Genomic DNA, 14471 nt, shown 5'->3' with positions numbered 1-14471 from the left:
GTGATCAAGCATTGCGCCCTTCGTCGTGAGGAGCAAGGGAAGTTGGCTTATTTGTATTGTTATACTATAACATAAATGCACAGCCCCACCCGTGAACCGTTTCCCATGACCGAACAAGAATTGCTGGCCCAACCGGCTGCTGACTACATGAATGAAGCCCAACAGCGCTTCTTCCGCGAGCTGCTGCTGGCTCAGCGCAATGAACTGCAAGCGCGTATCGACGCTGAGTTCCAGGCGCTGCGCGAGCAGGAAACCAATAGCGACCTGGCGGATATCGGCAGCGCTGAAGAGCAGCGCCAGTGGCAGTTGCGCCTACTGGAGCGGGAAAAAAAGCTGTTGGACAAGATCGACGATGCCCTGGAGCTGCTGGCCCGCGGTGAATACGGATGGTGCCGTGAAACCGGCGAGCCCATCGGCCTGCAACGCCTGCTGCTGCGCCCCACCGCAACCCTGTGTATCGAAGCCAAAGAACGTGAAGAGCTGCGCGAACGCCATAAACGGGCAGTTTGACCGGCCAACCCTGATGAGGAATACCTGATGCCCAATCGTCTCCCCGTGACCGTGTTGTCCGGCTTTCTCGGCGCCGGTAAAAGCACACTGCTCAACTATGTCCTGCGCAACCGCGACAACCTGCGGGTGGCGGTGATCGTCAACGACATGAGTGAAATCAACATCGACGGCAGCGAGGTGCAGCGCGACGTCACGCTCAATCGTGCCGAAGAAAAACTGGTGGAGATGAGCAACGGCTGCATCTGCTGCACCTTGCGTGAAGACTTGCTGGAAGAAGTCGCCAAGCTCGCCAAGGAAGGGCGTTTCGATTATCTGCTGATCGAATCCACCGGTATCTCCGAGCCGCTGCCCGTGGCCGAAACCTTCACATTTCGCGATGAAAACGAGCAAAGCCTGGCCGACATTGCACGCCTGGACACCATGGTTACCGTGGTCGATGGCATGAACTTTCTGCTCGACTACCAGGCCGCCGAAAGCCTGGCTTCCCGCGGCGAAACGCTGGGTGAAGAAGATGAGCGCTCTATCACTGACCTGTTGATCGAACAGATCGAATTCGCCGACGTCATCCTGATCAGCAAAATCGACCTGATCAGCAGCCGCGAGCGTGAAGAATTGATGGCCATCCTCGAGCGCCTCAACGCCCAGGCGGAAATCATCCCGATGGTCATGGGCGAGGTGGCGCTGCACAAGATCCTCAACACCGGCCGTTTCGACTTCGAACGCGCTGCCCAGGCGCCGGGTTGGTTGCAGGAGCTGCGCGGTGAGCATGTACCGGAAACCGAAGAATACGGTATTGCCTCCACCGCTTACCGTGCGCGCCGCCCCTTCCATCCACAGCGGTTTTTCGACTTTATCGATCGCCCTTGGGTGAACGGCAAACTGTTGCGCTCCAAGGGCTTCTTCTGGTTGGCCAGCAAACATCAGGACGCCGGCAGTTGGTCCCAGGCTGGTGGCTTGATGCGCCATGGCTTTGCCGGACGCTGGTGGCGCTTTGTGCCCAAAAGCCAATGGCCCCAGGACGAGGAAAGCGTGGCGGCGATCATGGGCAACTGGCAACTGAGCACCGGGGACTGCCGCCAGGAGCTGGTGTTTATCGGGCAAAACATCGACTTCAACCTGATGCGTGCGGAACTGGATGCCTGCTTGCTCAATGATGAAGAAATGGCCCTGGGTGTCGAAGGTTGGCGCCAGCTGCCTGATCCTTTCGGCCCTTGGTATGAGCAGGTCGCCTGATGCTGGCCCCGGTTATCCCCCTGCGCCCCGTGATCCGCCAGACGTGTGGGCAAACTCCGTTGGCACTGTCCGATATCCTCGAAGATGGCGTCAACCTGGCGCTGTGGCAACGTCAGTTGCCCCTGCATATCGCCGAGTTCGGCGCCTTGCTGGTGGCGCTCAATGAGCCGCTCGCCGAATCCCTGGTGATTGAGCTCGACAACGAGGACGCCGTGCCGAACTTGCAGGGTCTGGCATCCAGTTGTCGCGATCTTGAGGGTTACGAAGGTTTTATCGCCGATGTGTCATGGCTGGTCAGTGCATTTGCCTGCCTGCTCGGCGCCAAGCGTATTGGCGTACGTTTGCGGCTGTTGGACAAGGCCATGTGCCCGCGTTTTCACGTTGATCATGTGCCGGTTCGGCTGATCACCACCTATGCCGGTATCGGCAGCCAATGGTTGCGCGAAGGTGTGATGGATCGCCGCAAACTGAGCCAGGCGGACGCCGAACCTACCGAGCGTATCGAGCAGATCCACTGCGGTGAGGTGGCGCTGCTCAAGGGCACCAAATGGCACGGTAACGAAGGGCATGGCCTGATCCATCGTTCGCCAGCGCTCAAGGCCGATGAGCGCCGGTTGATCCTGACGCTGGATTGGCTGGCGTAACCGCGTAGGATCAAACGCTCTACACGGCCAGAATGATGTTTCCAATGTTGCAGAACATACCCACCCATGTGATTGCCGGCCCATTGGGCGCCGGCAAGACCAGCCTGATCAAGCACCTGCTCGCTCAGCGCCCGGCCAACGAGCGTTGGGCGGTGCTGATCAACGAATTTGGCCAGATCGGCCTGGACGCTGCCTTGTTGACTCAAGACGCTGACGGCGTCGCCTTGGGCGAGGTAGCGGGTGGCTGCCTGTGCTGTGTGAATGGTGCACCGTTCCAGGTAGGCCTGGGCCGTTTGCTGCGTAAGGCCAAACCGGATCGGCTGTTTATCGAACCTTCGGGTTTGGGTCATCCCGCGCAGTTGCTCAAACAACTACGGGAAGCGCCATGGCAAGACGTGCTGGCCGTGCAGCCCAGCGTGCTGGTGCTGGATGCCCAGGCGTTGGCAGCAGGCAAGCCCTTGCCGCAGGCACAGCAAGCGGCGCTGGCAAGTGCTGGCCTGCTGGTGTTGAACAAGGATGAGGCCCTGAATGCCGCGCAGCGTCAGGCGATTGAACGGCAGTTACCCGATTGCGCGATTTACTGGACACGCCAGGCTCAGCTGCCAATCGACCAGTTGCCGGGCTTGAATGCGCAGGCCCAAGCGGCTGTGGATAACTTGGCGGCGCCTGAAGGCCTCGCGCAAATGCCGGCCATCTGGAGCGATCCTGCCTTGCCCATCTGTTTGAGCCAGGGCCAGGAGGGGGGGTGGAGTATCGGCTGGCGATGGCACCCCAGCCAGCAATTTGATGTCAGCCGTCTGCATCGCTGGCTATCAAGCCTCGACTGGCATCGTGCCAAACTGGTTATCCACAGCGGCGAAGACTGGGTCTCGGCCAACGCTGTGGATAACAGCGTTTTAACCTGGCAACCTAGCGAATGGCGACGGGATTCACGTATCGAATTGATCTTCAGCGAACCACGGGACGTGGCCGCATTGCAGGCGGCGCTGGCAGCCTGCCGCTACTGACGGTTCTTGGTGGCGTGGTCCTGGCGCCATTGGCTCAATTCGATCACTTCGGCGCTAGGCAGTGGTTCCTTGGCTTCGAACGGGTAGGGTGCCAGTTCGATCTGCGCACTGTGGGCGCCGAATTGGGTGATCGTCCCGGCATGGCGGGTCTCCCCGGTCACGGTGAATTCGAAATTATAGACGCGTGCCAGGCGCCGCCGGCCATTGGCATCCTTGACGAAACCAATGCGTTTGAGCGCAACCGCACCATCGAGCAATTCGATATCAAGCTTGGCGCAATGCTGCTTGACCCGCTCCAGTGCCCGCTCACGCAGGCCGTGGTTGTGCCAAACCCAGGCGGCGCCAGTCGCCAGCAGCATCAGCACGAAGATGTTTCCCAGGGTCAGCATTCCATGAACTCCAACAAAGTGAGAGCAGCTTAACTGCGTCGCCGGTCTGTCGTACAGGCTGCGTTTAGTCGCATACTGCGCGGCCAGAATTTCAACGGCTTTACGGAAATCTCCCGCATGAAACGCACACCTCATCTGCTTGCGATCCAGTCTCATGTGGTCTTTGGCCACGCCGGAAACAGCGCCGCCGTGTTCCCCATGCAGCGTGTGGGAGTGAATGTCTGGCCGCTCAATACGGTGCAGTTCTCCAACCACACTCAGTATGGACAGTGGGCGGGCGAAGTGTTGGCGCCGCAGCAGATTCCGGCCCTGGTAGAAGGCATTGCCGCGATTGGTGAGCTGGGCAACTGTGACGCGGTGCTGTCCGGCTACCTGGGCAGCGCCGATCAGGGCCGTGCAATCCTTAGCGGCGTGGCCCGTATCAAAGCGATCAATCCGAAGGCGCTGTACCTGTGCGACCCGGTGATGGGCCACCCGGAAAAGGGTTGCATCGTGCCACAGGAGGTCAGCGATTTCCTGCTCGATGAGGCTGCGGCCATGGCAGATTTCCTGTGCCCCAACCAACTGGAACTGGACAGCTTTGCCGGGCGCAAGCCGCAATCGCTGTTTGATTGCCTGGCCATGGCCAAGGCGTTGCTGGCCCGCGGGCCCAAAGCGGTGCTGGTCAAGCACCTGGATTACCCAGGCAAACTGCCGGAAGGTTTTGAAATGCTGTTGGTGACGGCTGAGGGCAGTTGGCACTTGCGTCGGCCGCTGCTGGCGTTCCCGCGTCAGCCGGTGGGTGTGGGTGACCTGACGTCGGGCCTGTTCCTGGCGCGGGTGCTGTTGGGCGATAGCCTGGTGGCAGCCTTTGAATTCACCGCCGCAGCGGTGCATGAAGTGTTACTGGAGACCCAGGCCTGCGCCAGTTATGAACTGGAACTGGTGCGGGCCCAGGACCGTATTGCCCACCCTCGTGTGCGCTTCGAAGCCACACCGATCAGTTTGTAAGCACAGGGAGCCCGTGGGTTTACAAATTACGGCGCGTCGGCTTTGATCTCCCGGTAACGCTTTTCCAGCTCCTGACGAATCTGCCGACGCTGCTGGGCCTGCACAAAGCGGCGCTTGTCCTCGCTGTTCTGCGGTTGCAGCGGCGGCACGGCGGCAGGTTTGCGCTGGTCGTCCACGGCCACCATGGTAAAGAAACAGCTGTTGGTATGGCGCACCGAGCGTTCACGGATGTTCTCGGTCACCACCTTGATGCCCACTTCCATCGACGTATTGCCGGTGTAGTTGACCGACGCGAGGAAAGTCACCAGTTCACCGACATGGATCGGTTCGCGAAAAATCACCTGGTCCACCGACAGCGTGACCACATAACGACCGGCATAACGGCTGGCGCAGGCGTAGGCCACTTCGTCGAGGTACTTGAGCAGCGTGCCGCCGTGGACATTGCCTGAGAAGTTAGCCATGTCAGGGGTCATCAGTACCGTCATCGACAGCTGGGCGTTTCCGGGTTCCATAGCACACTCACGGGTTGTAGGCATTGGTTGGGGGGAGGGCACCTTTGCGGGTGCTGGAGTCTTTGCAGCGCCATCCCTAACGGGACGCTGGTGGGCAGCTTGCCGTCACGCGTGCATCGATCTGTTTCCATATATTGCACCGGCTTTTCAGCAGAAGTCGCGGTGTTAACCTTCAAAAGCCCATCTCAGGGCATTTCTTACGATCAAGGCAGACTTTTCCTTCCGCTCTTTGCGACCGTACAAAGGCGGCCGGAAGTGGGAAAAGCGCTGGTACCTCAAGGAGTCCCTCGCCATGCACGCCATCAGCTTTATCCAGGACCTGGCCGTGATCATGCTGGTGGCAGGGGTTGTGACCATCCTGTTTCACCGCCTCAAGCAGCCGGTGGTGCTGGGCTACATCGTCGCTGGCTTTATTATCGGGCCGCATACCCCGCCGTTTGGCCTGATCCACGATGAAGACACGATCAAGACCCTGGCTGAGCTAGGGGTGATTTTCCTGATGTTCTGCCTGGGCCTGGAGTTCAGCCTGCGCAAGCTGTTCAAGGTGGGCGCCACGGCGTTTATCGCGGCCTTCCTGGAAATCGTCCTGATGATCTGGATCGGCTATGAGATTGGCCGCTGGTTCGACTGGAGCACCATGGACTCGCTGTTCCTCGGCGCGATCCTGGCGATCTCCTCGACCACCATCATCGTCAAGGCCCTCAATGACCTGAAGATGAAAGACCAGCGTTTCGCCCAGCTGATTTTCGGGGTATTGATCGTCGAGGACATTCTCGGCATCGGCATCATTGCCCTGCTGTCGAGCATCGCCGTCAGTGGCACGGTCAGCTCAGGCGAAGTGTTCTCCACGGTCGGCAAACTCTCACTGTTCATGATCGTCGCGCTGGTGATCGGCATTTTGCTGGTGCCGCGCCTGCTGGCCTACGTGGCCAAGTTTGAAAGCAACGAAATGCTGCTGATCACCGTATTGGGCCTGTGTTTCGGCTTCTGCCTGCTGGTGGTGAAGCTGGAGTACAGCATGGTGCTCGGCGCCTTCCTGATTGGCGCGATCATGGCTGAATCCCGTCAGTTGATTAAGATTGAGCGCTTGATCGAACCCGTTCGCGACATGTTCAGCGCGATCTTCTTTGTGGCAATTGGCTTGATGATCGACCCGCAGATCTTGCTGCAATACGCGTGGCCGATCGCCGTGATCACCGTGGCTGTGGTACTGGGCAAAATGCTCTCCTGTGGCCTGGGCGCTTTTATCGCGGGCAATGATGGTCGTACTTCGTTGCGGGTCGGTATGGGGCTGTCACAGATTGGCGAATTTTCTTTCATCATCGCAGCGCTGGGGATGACTTTGCAGGTGACCAGCGACTTCCTGTACCCGGTGGCCGTGGCTGTTTCGGCAATCACGACCTTGCTCACCCCCTACCTGATTCGCGGGGCTGACCCGCTGTCGTTGAAGATCGCAGCGGTAATGCCCAAGCGCATGAGCCGGGTATTCGGACTGTATGGCGAATGGCTGCGCAGCATCCAGCCCCAGGGCGAGGGTGCAATGCTGGCGTCGATGATCCGCAAGATCATCCTGCAAGTCGGGGTGAATCTGGCACTGGTGATCGCGATCTTCTTCGCCGGCAGTTTTTTCGCGGCGCGCATCGGCGGGTATCTGGAAGGCTGGATCAGTGATCAGAGCTGGCAGAAGGCGTTGATCTGGGGCGGGGCGCTGCTGTTGTCGCTGCCGTTCCTGATTGCGGCGTATCGCAAGCTCAAGGCACTGTCGATGTTGCTGGCCGAGATGAGTGTGAAGCCGGAGATGGCCGGGCGGCATACCCAGCGTGTGCGAAGGGTGATCGCGGAGCTGATTCCGCTGCTCTCGCTGCTGGTGATCTTCCTGCTACTGGCAGCCTTGTCGGCCAGCATTCTGCCGACCAACAAGTTGCTGGTGCTGATCGCCGTGGTCACGGCGGCAGTGGCTGCGGTGCTCTGGCGCTGGTTTATCCGGGTGCATACGCGGATGCAGGTGGCCTTGTTGGAAACATTAGATAACCACAAGGATACGCCGGAGCACTAAAGGTTGGGTGTGGGACTCAGCTTTCCAGCCAGACGTCCCGCGCCCAGTGCCACACCGATTCCCAGGATTCTTCGGTGACGATTTCTTCTTCGCCAGACCACAGCACCACGGTGCCGTCTTCTTCGACGCAGTAGTAGTCGTCACCGTCTTGGCAGATTGGGATCAGCTCACGAGGTACACCAAGGTCCCAGGCGTTTGCAGCCACTTCAGGCAGGTAGGTATGGGAGCCCGGGTCAGTAATGGTCACTGGCTCCAAGCTGCCGTACACCACATCACTGACGGTCAGCAGGAATTCCTTAAAGACGAACGGAATATTGATGAACAGCTGTTCTTCAACTTCCACCAGTTGGTCTTCGTCAGGCAGCTCCAAAGGAACCGGGACCGGTTCGTTGGCTTCACGCAATTGTTCGATGATTTCTTCCACGGCCGGGATCCTCTTGCTAGATGGCGCGGTTTATAGGGGCGTTTTATACAGTAGCTCGCTATAAGTGCAACCGTGAAATAGAAAACCCCGGACATGTCCGGGGTTTTTGTTACCGCTTGCTCAAACGCGTGAGTATCAGCTGTTCTGGCGGATACCGGCGACCAGCCATGGCTGGTTCTCGCCCTGAGCACGTTCCATGTTCCAGCTTTCGCTGAACACTTCGCCCTGGTCGAAACGCGACGACTTCGACACGCCGCTGAAGGTCAGGGTGGCGATAGTCTTGTCGGCACGATCATCCACACCTTCAAGCTGTACGCGCAGGTCGTCGATGTAGGTCGACTGGAACGCATCGCCGATCTCGGCGCGTTCGCGCTTGAGGAACTCCAGCAGTTGCGGAGTAACGAACTCGGCAATCTTGTCCATTTCGTTAGCGTCCCAGTGCTGTTGCAGGGACTGGAAGTGGCTGCGGGCCGCTTCGACGAAACGCTCTTCGTTGAACCAGGCCGGAGCATTGATCACCGGACGGGCGGCGGCAGGTGCTGCCGAACCACCGAAGATCGAACCCATGGCTGGCTTCTGCTCGAACACTTCACGCTGCATCGGCGCGCCGGCTGGAGCAAGGTGCTCCTGCTGCTTGCGGCGACGGGCAGCGATAAAGCGGAAGATCACGAAGGCGATGACGGCCAGGATCAGGATGTCGAAGATCTGCATGCCCTGGAAGCCGCCGCCCATGAACATGGACGCGAGCAGGCCACCGGCGGCGATACCGGCCAGAGGGCCCAACCAGCGCGAAGCACCGCCGGCCTTGGCAGCAGCGCCAGCCGCACCGGCTGCACCCGCAGTTGCGGCAGCACCGCCGGCACCGGCGGAGGGAGCCATTTGACTGGTTTGGTGAGTCGGCGCTGCGCCAGAGCTTTTGCCGCCACCGAAGCGTTTGGCGTTGGCGTCCAGGCTCATCGTCAAGCCGATGCACAACGCCATGGCGATGCTAAGAAAACGTTTCATAAAGGGAATTCCCATTTGTGGATTGCACGCGCGCCATGTTGCACAGGTGTCGTGGCAGTGGCTAGCGGCATAATGTTTCGGGCTTTTGCGTAAGACCAAATCCGAAGGGTCTGTAGGACTAACTACAGATATTGGCCCGTGCTCTTCTAAAACAAGGGTGGGCCAATAATCTTCATGTTACGCAGTGTTTCTTGTGGCGAGGGAGCTTGCTCCCGCTGGGCTTCGCAGCAGCCCCAAAAAACGGGCGAGCTGCCTCGCCACAAACAGCTCGCTTCAGACCGCTTCGAGCTTCGCGTAACCCATCATCAGCCACTTGCTGCCTTCGGCGAAGTTCACCTGCACCCGGGCCTGTGCACCGGCGCCTTCGAAATTGAGGATCACACCTTCGCCGAAGATCGCATGTTTGACCTGCTGGCCAAGGCTGAACGGGGTTTCAGGAATCTCGGAACCGGCAAACATAGTGCTGGAGTTCTGCTGCTGGCCGCCCCCGAACGGGCGACTGACGCTGTTGGACAGGCGCACTTCCTGGATCAAGCCTTTCGGCACTTCACGTACGAAACGCGACACCTTGTTGTAGGTCTCGCTGCCATACAGGCGCCGGGTCTCCGCGTAGGTCATCACCAGGTTCTGCATCGCCCGGGTAATGCCCACGTAGGCCAGGCGGCGCTCTTCTTCAAGGCGGCCGGGCTCTTCCAGGCTCATCTTGTGGGGGAACAGGCCTTCTTCCATGCCCACCAGGAACACATAGGGGAATTCCAGGCCCTTGGCGCTGTGCAAGGTCATCAACTGGATGCTGTCTTCATGCTCATCGGCCTGGGTATCGCCGGCTTCCAGTGATGCATGACCCAGGAAGGCGGCGAGCGGCGTCAGCTCTTCATCTTCCTCGGTGTTTTCAAAGGCGCGGGCAGCGCTGACCAGTTCCTCAAGGTTTTCTACCCGGGCCTGGCCTTTCTCGCCTTTTTCCGCCTCGTGGTAGGCGATCAGGCCGGACTGCTCGATCACGGTCTGGGTCATCAGGTGCAGGGGCATTTCTGCGCACTTGGCGGCCAGGTTCTCGATCAGCTCGACAAACACACCCAGCGCCCCGGCCGCACGGCCGGTCAAGCCTTTGTTGGCGATGAGCAAACGCATGGCTTCCCACATCGACACATCGGCATGGCGTGCATGGTCGCGGATCGCTTCAACGGTTTTCTCGCCAATGCCGCGGGCCGGGATATTGATCACCCGCTCCAGCGCCGCGTCGTTACCACGGCCTTCGAGCAAGCGCAGGTAGGCCATGGCGTTCTTGATTTCGGCACGTTCGAAGAAACGCTGGCCGCCGTAGATGCGGTACGGGATACGCTCGCGCAGCAAGGCTTCTTCCAGCACCCGCGATTGGGCGTTGGAGCGGTACAGAATCGCGATATCGCTACGGGCCAGCCCGGTTTTCAGCGCGCTTTCGATGGTTTCCACCACGTAGCGTGCTTCATCGTGTTCGTTGAACGCGGCATACAGGTTGATCGCTTCGCCTTCGCCGCCATCGGTCCACAGCTCTTTGCCCAGGCGCCCGGTGTTGTTGGCGATCAAGGCGTTGGCGGCCTTGAGGATCCCGGCGGTGGAGCGGTAGTTCTGCTCCAGACGGATGGTCACCGCGTCCGGGAAGTCCTCGGAATACTGATAGATATTCTCGATTTTCGCGCCGCGCCAGCCGTAGATCGACTGGTCGTCATCACCCACCACCATGAGGCTGTCGCCGCCCTTGGCCAGCAGGCGCAACCAGGCGTACTGCACGGCGTTGGTGTCCTGGAACTCGTCCACCAGGATGTGGCGGAAGCGCTTCTGGTAATGTGCCAGCAAACCGGGGTTGTCACGCCACAGGTCCAGCGCGCGCAGTAACAGTTCGGAGAAGTCGATCACGCCGGCGCGTACGCAGGCCGCCTCGTAGGCTTCATAAATGCTGCGCATGGTGGCCAGGAACAGGTCGCCGCTGGCCTGGATATGTTGCGGGCGCAGGCCCTCGTCTTTCTGGCCGTTGATAAACCACTGGGCCTGACGCGCCGGCCAGCGTTGTTCATCCAGGCCCAGTTCGCGGATCACCCGTTTGACCAGGCGTTGCTGGTCATCGCTGTCGAGGATCTGGAAGGTCTGGCTCAGCCCCGCTTCCTGCCAATGGGCTCGCAACAGGCGGTGCGCCAGGCCGTGGAAGGTACCCACCCACATGCCGGCCGGGCTGATGCCCATCAACTGCTCGATGCGATGGCGCATCTCGGCAGCGGCCTTGTTGGTGAAGGTCACCGACAGGATGGAATGCGGGGACGCGTTTTCGACCTGGATCAACCAGGCGATACGGTGCACCAGCACTCGGGTTTTACCGGAGCCAGCACCGGCCAGGACCAACTGACGGCCAACGGGGGCCGCTACGGCCTGGCGTTGGGCATCGTTGAGGGAGTTCAGCAAAAGAGAGAGATCATCGCGCATCGACGCATTCTATGGGCCTAAAGGGGCTCGGGCAAATCCCAATGCCCGGTGGTCGACGCAAAACACTTCGCACACCACCCGGCGGGCAAAAATTCTGTCGTGCGGGATGACCGGTTGGTCATGGGCCGCAGCCCGCGCCGCGTCTTGCTCGAGCTGTCTGGACCAAAGGTTTGCGGCCCATTGCAGGCGGTTTTTTATGACGTGGGGCAGTTTGGCCCAGGCGCTTGCTTGTGTATGCTCCGTCGACGTTTCGGGCTCACCATTATAAGAACATCGCCTATGACCCTTAGCACTGATCTGTTTGGCCCCTCAGTGGCGCCCGCGCAGGTCATCCGCAAACACTATGCAACCCAAATGGCGGTCGAGCGCACACGCCTGCTGTATCAGGGCTCGTTGCTGCCGACGCTGCTGATGCTGGTCAATGGCCTGGTCTGCGCCTGGTTGTTGTGGAATCCCGAGCACTACCTGCTCGACAGTCTCTGGTTGCTCTGGTTACTCGCTCTGGTGGCGATGCGCGTGATCCAGGTGGCGGCTTTTGATTCGGCCATGCCCAGCCGCCAGGCCCAACCGGTGTGGCGGCGTATGTTCATGCTCGGCTCAGCGGTCAGCGGCCTGACCCTGTCCATTGCCGCCATCGCCCTGGTACCCGCCGACAGTTTCATGCATCAGGCCTGGGTGTTCGGCCTGATCGGCGCCGCTACCTTGTCGGCCAGCGTGGCCTATGCCGTGAGCCTTTGGGCCTTCCTGTCATTTGCCTTGCCCTGCCTGTTGCCGGCCATTATTTATCTTTTCTGCAATGGCACCCCACAGCAGCAGGGCTGGGGCGTGCTTGGCCTGATCCTGCTGGCGTCCCTGAGCCTGGTAGCGTGGCAGGTCAACCGCTTGATCCAGCGCGGGCTGTTGCGTCGCTTCCAGAACCAGGCCCTGATCGAGCACCTGCAGCAGGCCCGGCAGCGCAGTGAGCAGCTGAACCTGGAGCTGGTGCGTGAAGTCGAGCAGCGCCGCCAGGTCGAGCAGGACCTGCGCGAAGCCCAAATCGGCCTGCAAGACCGCGTGGCGCAACGCAGCCAGGAACTGGATGCCGCCAGCCTCGCCCTCAATACCAGCGAAGCGCGCCTGGCCATGGCCCTGCAAGCCAGTGAACTGGGCCTGTGGGACTGGAACCTGCAAACCGACGAAGTCCATCACACTCAGCTCAAGGAGCTGTTCGGCCTGGAGCCTGAATACGTCAAGGCGATGCTCAGCCACCTCAAGCCGCGCCTGCACCCCGACGACCTGCCATTGCTCAAGCACGCGCTGGTGGAGCACTTGAAAGGTCGCAGTGAGGATTATCAGGTGGAATACCGGATACGTCATGGCGATGGACATTGGATGTGGATCCAGGACCGTGGGCGTGCGGTAGAACGTGCGCCCAATGGCCGCGTCGTGCGGATGCTCGGCACGCGCCGCGACATCAGTGCCAGCAAGGCGCTGGAAGAACAGCAACGGCTCGCCTCGACTGTGTTCGAGGCGGCCAGCGAAGGCATCGTGATCCTTGATCCCGAGTACGCGCTGATCGCGGTGAACCAAGCGTTCAGCCGTGTCACCGGTTTTGACATCGACGACATGCTTGGACGCAATGTCGTGGAGCTGCCCAGCAGTCGCGATGCGCGGCGCCACTTCCCGATGATCCGCCAGGCCCTGCTCAGCCATGGCACCTGGCAGGGCGAGCTGGTAGAAACGCGCAAGAACGGCGAGCTCTACCCGCAGTGGCTGCAATTGAATGTGGTGCGCGATGTTCGGGGAAACGTCAGTCATATTGTAGGCTTTTTCGCCGATCTGTCGGCACGGCGCGAATCCGAAGAACGTATGCGCTACCTTACTCACTATGACGAGCTGACCGGCCTGGCCAACCGTTCGCTGTTTCGCGAACGGCTGCACGAAGCCCATCAACGCGTGCGCCAGGGCGGGCGCAGCCTGGCGCTGCTGCATATCAACCTGGACCGCTTCAAGTTGCTCAATGACAGCCTGGGCCATGAAGTGGCCGACCAGTTGTTACAGAAAATGGCCCGGCGTTTGATCAATGCGCTGCCCGAAGCCGACACCATTGCGCGCTTGTCCGGCGATGAGTTCGCGGTGCTGTTCGATGCCTACGGCAATTTGTCGAGCCTGGCGCGCGTGGCGACGCGGCTGTTGGCGAAACTGCGGGTACCGGTAACGGTGGAGGGGCACGAACTGGTGGTCAGTGCTTCTATGGGGGTCAGCTTGCTGCCGGATAATGCGCGGGAGATCTCTGCGTTGGTCAGCCAATCGAATATGGCCATGCAGCACGCCAAGCATCTGGGCGGCAATAATTTCCAGTTTTACACCGACAGTTTGCAAGCCAGCACCCTGGAGCGTCTGCAGTTGGAAAACCACCTGCGCAAAGCGATCGAGGAGCGCCATCTGAGCGTGTTCTACCAGCCGAAGTTGTGCCTGGCGACCGGCAAGCTGAATGCCGCCGAGGCGCTGATTCGCTGGGAGCATCCGCAGTGGGGCATGGTGCCGCCGGGGGACTTTATCGGCCTGGCTGAAGAAACCGGCTTGATCGTGCCGTTGGGAGAGTTCGTGCTGCGCCAGGCGTGCCGGCAAGCTTGCGAGTGGCAGCGCCAGGGGCTGGCGCCGATTCGCGTGTCGGTGAACCTGTCGGTGCATCAGCTGCGTCAGGGCAAGCTGGTCAGCCTGGTGCGTCAGGTTCTGGAAGAGACCGGGCTGGACCCGCAATACCTTGAGTTGGAACTCACCGAAAGCCAGTTGCTCGATAGCGTTGAGCACATCATCGCCACTTTCCAGCAGTTGTGTGACCTGGGGGTGAAGCTGGCCATCGACGATTTTGGCACCGGTTATTCGTCCCTCAGTTACCTCAAGCGTATTCCTGTGGATTACGTGAAGATCGACCAGGCCTTTATCCGTGGCCTCGGTCAGGCGCGTGAGGATGCCGCCATCACGCGGGCTATCATTGCCATGGCCCATGGGCTGGCGCTCAAGGTGGTGGCCGAGGGCGTGGAGGATCAGCAACAGCTGGATTTCCTGCGCGGTGAACAGTGCGATGAGGTGCAGGGTTATCTGATCAGCCCGCCAATGCACGCCGAAGGGCTGGCGGATTTGTTACGCAAAAATGCAGATTTTTCTTAACGCCGCGTTGGCCGCCTTTATGGCTACATGGCGTCTGCCCGCTGAAACCAGAGGGGAGCAGGGCGATTTAGTGATGCATCGAACGGGCAAA

Annotated in this window: 12 protein-coding genes; 7 read left to right on the top strand and 5 right to left on the bottom strand. The window is 60.2% G+C overall.

Annotation, left to right across the window (positions count from 1 at the left end):
* Positions 1–105 precede the first annotated feature (105 nt).
* From dksA to E4O98_RS01485, 4 genes are read left to right on the top strand one after another with little or no spacing between them, the layout of a single operon-like run.
* The gene (gene dksA, locus E4O98_RS01500; RefSeq protein ID WP_148853769.1) at positions 106–510 is read left to right on the top strand and encodes an RNA polymerase-binding protein DksA; all 405 of its coding nucleotides are present in this window, start codon (positions 106–108) and stop codon (positions 508–510) included.
* A 27-nt stretch (positions 511–537) separates the two neighbouring features.
* The gene (gene zigA, locus E4O98_RS01495; protein WP_005792573.1) at positions 538–1743 is read left to right on the top strand and encodes a zinc metallochaperone GTPase ZigA; all 1206 of its coding nucleotides are present in this window, start codon (positions 538–540) and stop codon (positions 1741–1743) included.
* Complete coding sequence (locus tag E4O98_RS01490) at positions 1743–2387, top strand: DUF1826 domain-containing protein (RefSeq protein ID WP_032878648.1); 645 nt, start codon at positions 1743–1745, stop codon at positions 2385–2387. The genes zigA and E4O98_RS01490 overlap by 1 nt, the downstream gene beginning before the upstream one ends.
* A gap of 44 nt (positions 2388–2431) precedes the next feature.
* Positions 2432–3394, top strand: a complete 963-nt coding sequence (locus tag E4O98_RS01485; protein ID WP_103734118.1) for a CobW-like GTP-binding protein — start codon at positions 2432–2434, stop codon at positions 3392–3394.
* Here the strand turns inward: E4O98_RS01485 and E4O98_RS01480 are convergent.
* The gene (locus E4O98_RS01480; protein WP_005792570.1) at positions 3388–3783 is read right to left on the bottom strand and encodes a DUF3301 domain-containing protein; all 396 of its coding nucleotides are present in this window, start codon (positions 3781–3783) and stop codon (positions 3388–3390) included. The two genes, E4O98_RS01485 and E4O98_RS01480, sit on opposite strands and share 7 nt — an antisense overlap.
* A 117-nt stretch (positions 3784–3900) precedes the next feature.
* On the opposite strand from E4O98_RS01480, the gene pdxY reads away from it, so the two are divergent.
* Positions 3901–4773: a pyridoxal kinase PdxY gene (gene pdxY / locus E4O98_RS01475; protein WP_032878650.1), complete on the top strand. Its 873-nt coding sequence runs from the start codon at positions 3901–3903 to the stop codon at positions 4771–4773.
* Positions 4774–4799: 26 nt separating this feature from the next.
* On the opposite strand, the gene E4O98_RS01470 is transcribed toward pdxY, so the two are convergent.
* Positions 4800–5285, bottom strand: a complete 486-nt coding sequence (locus tag E4O98_RS01470) for an acyl-CoA thioesterase (RefSeq protein ID WP_003195747.1) — start codon at positions 5283–5285, stop codon at positions 4800–4802.
* A gap of 292 nt (positions 5286–5577) precedes the next feature.
* On the opposite strand from E4O98_RS01470, the gene E4O98_RS01465 reads away from it, so the two are divergent.
* Complete coding sequence (locus tag E4O98_RS01465; protein ID WP_005792568.1) at positions 5578–7341, top strand: cation:proton antiporter; 1764 nt, start codon at positions 5578–5580, stop codon at positions 7339–7341.
* Positions 7342–7357: 16 nt separating this feature from the next.
* Here E4O98_RS01465 and E4O98_RS01460 read toward each other — a convergent pair whose 3' ends face one another.
* The 3 genes from E4O98_RS01460 to uvrD all read right to left on the bottom strand — a co-directional run bounded on the left by E4O98_RS01460 (position 7358) and on the right by uvrD (position 11227).
* Positions 7358–7765: an SMI1/KNR4 family protein gene (locus E4O98_RS01460; protein WP_032878652.1), complete on the bottom strand. Its 408-nt coding sequence runs from the start codon at positions 7763–7765 to the stop codon at positions 7358–7360.
* A gap of 135 nt (positions 7766–7900) precedes the next feature.
* On the bottom strand, positions 7901–8770 hold the full coding sequence (locus E4O98_RS01455; protein ID WP_032878653.1) for a Tim44 domain-containing protein: 870 nt from the start codon (positions 8768–8770) through the stop codon (positions 7901–7903).
* 273 nt (positions 8771–9043) lie between these two features.
* Positions 9044–11227, bottom strand: coding sequence for a DNA helicase II (gene uvrD, locus E4O98_RS01450; RefSeq protein WP_032878654.1), 2184 nt, complete (start codon positions 11225–11227; stop codon positions 9044–9046).
* A 279-nt stretch (positions 11228–11506) separates the two neighbouring features.
* On the opposite strand from uvrD, the gene E4O98_RS01445 reads away from it, so the two are divergent.
* Complete coding sequence (locus E4O98_RS01445; protein ID WP_248133973.1) at positions 11507–14380, top strand: EAL domain-containing protein; 2874 nt, start codon at positions 11507–11509, stop codon at positions 14378–14380.
* Positions 14381–14471 lie beyond the last annotated feature (91 nt).

The organism is Pseudomonas sp. W2Jun17 (assembly GCF_023127795.1).
Taxonomy (GTDB): domain Bacteria; phylum Pseudomonadota; class Gammaproteobacteria; order Pseudomonadales; family Pseudomonadaceae; genus Aquipseudomonas; species Aquipseudomonas synxantha_A.
This window is presented reverse-complemented; position numbering and strand designations above follow the sequence as displayed.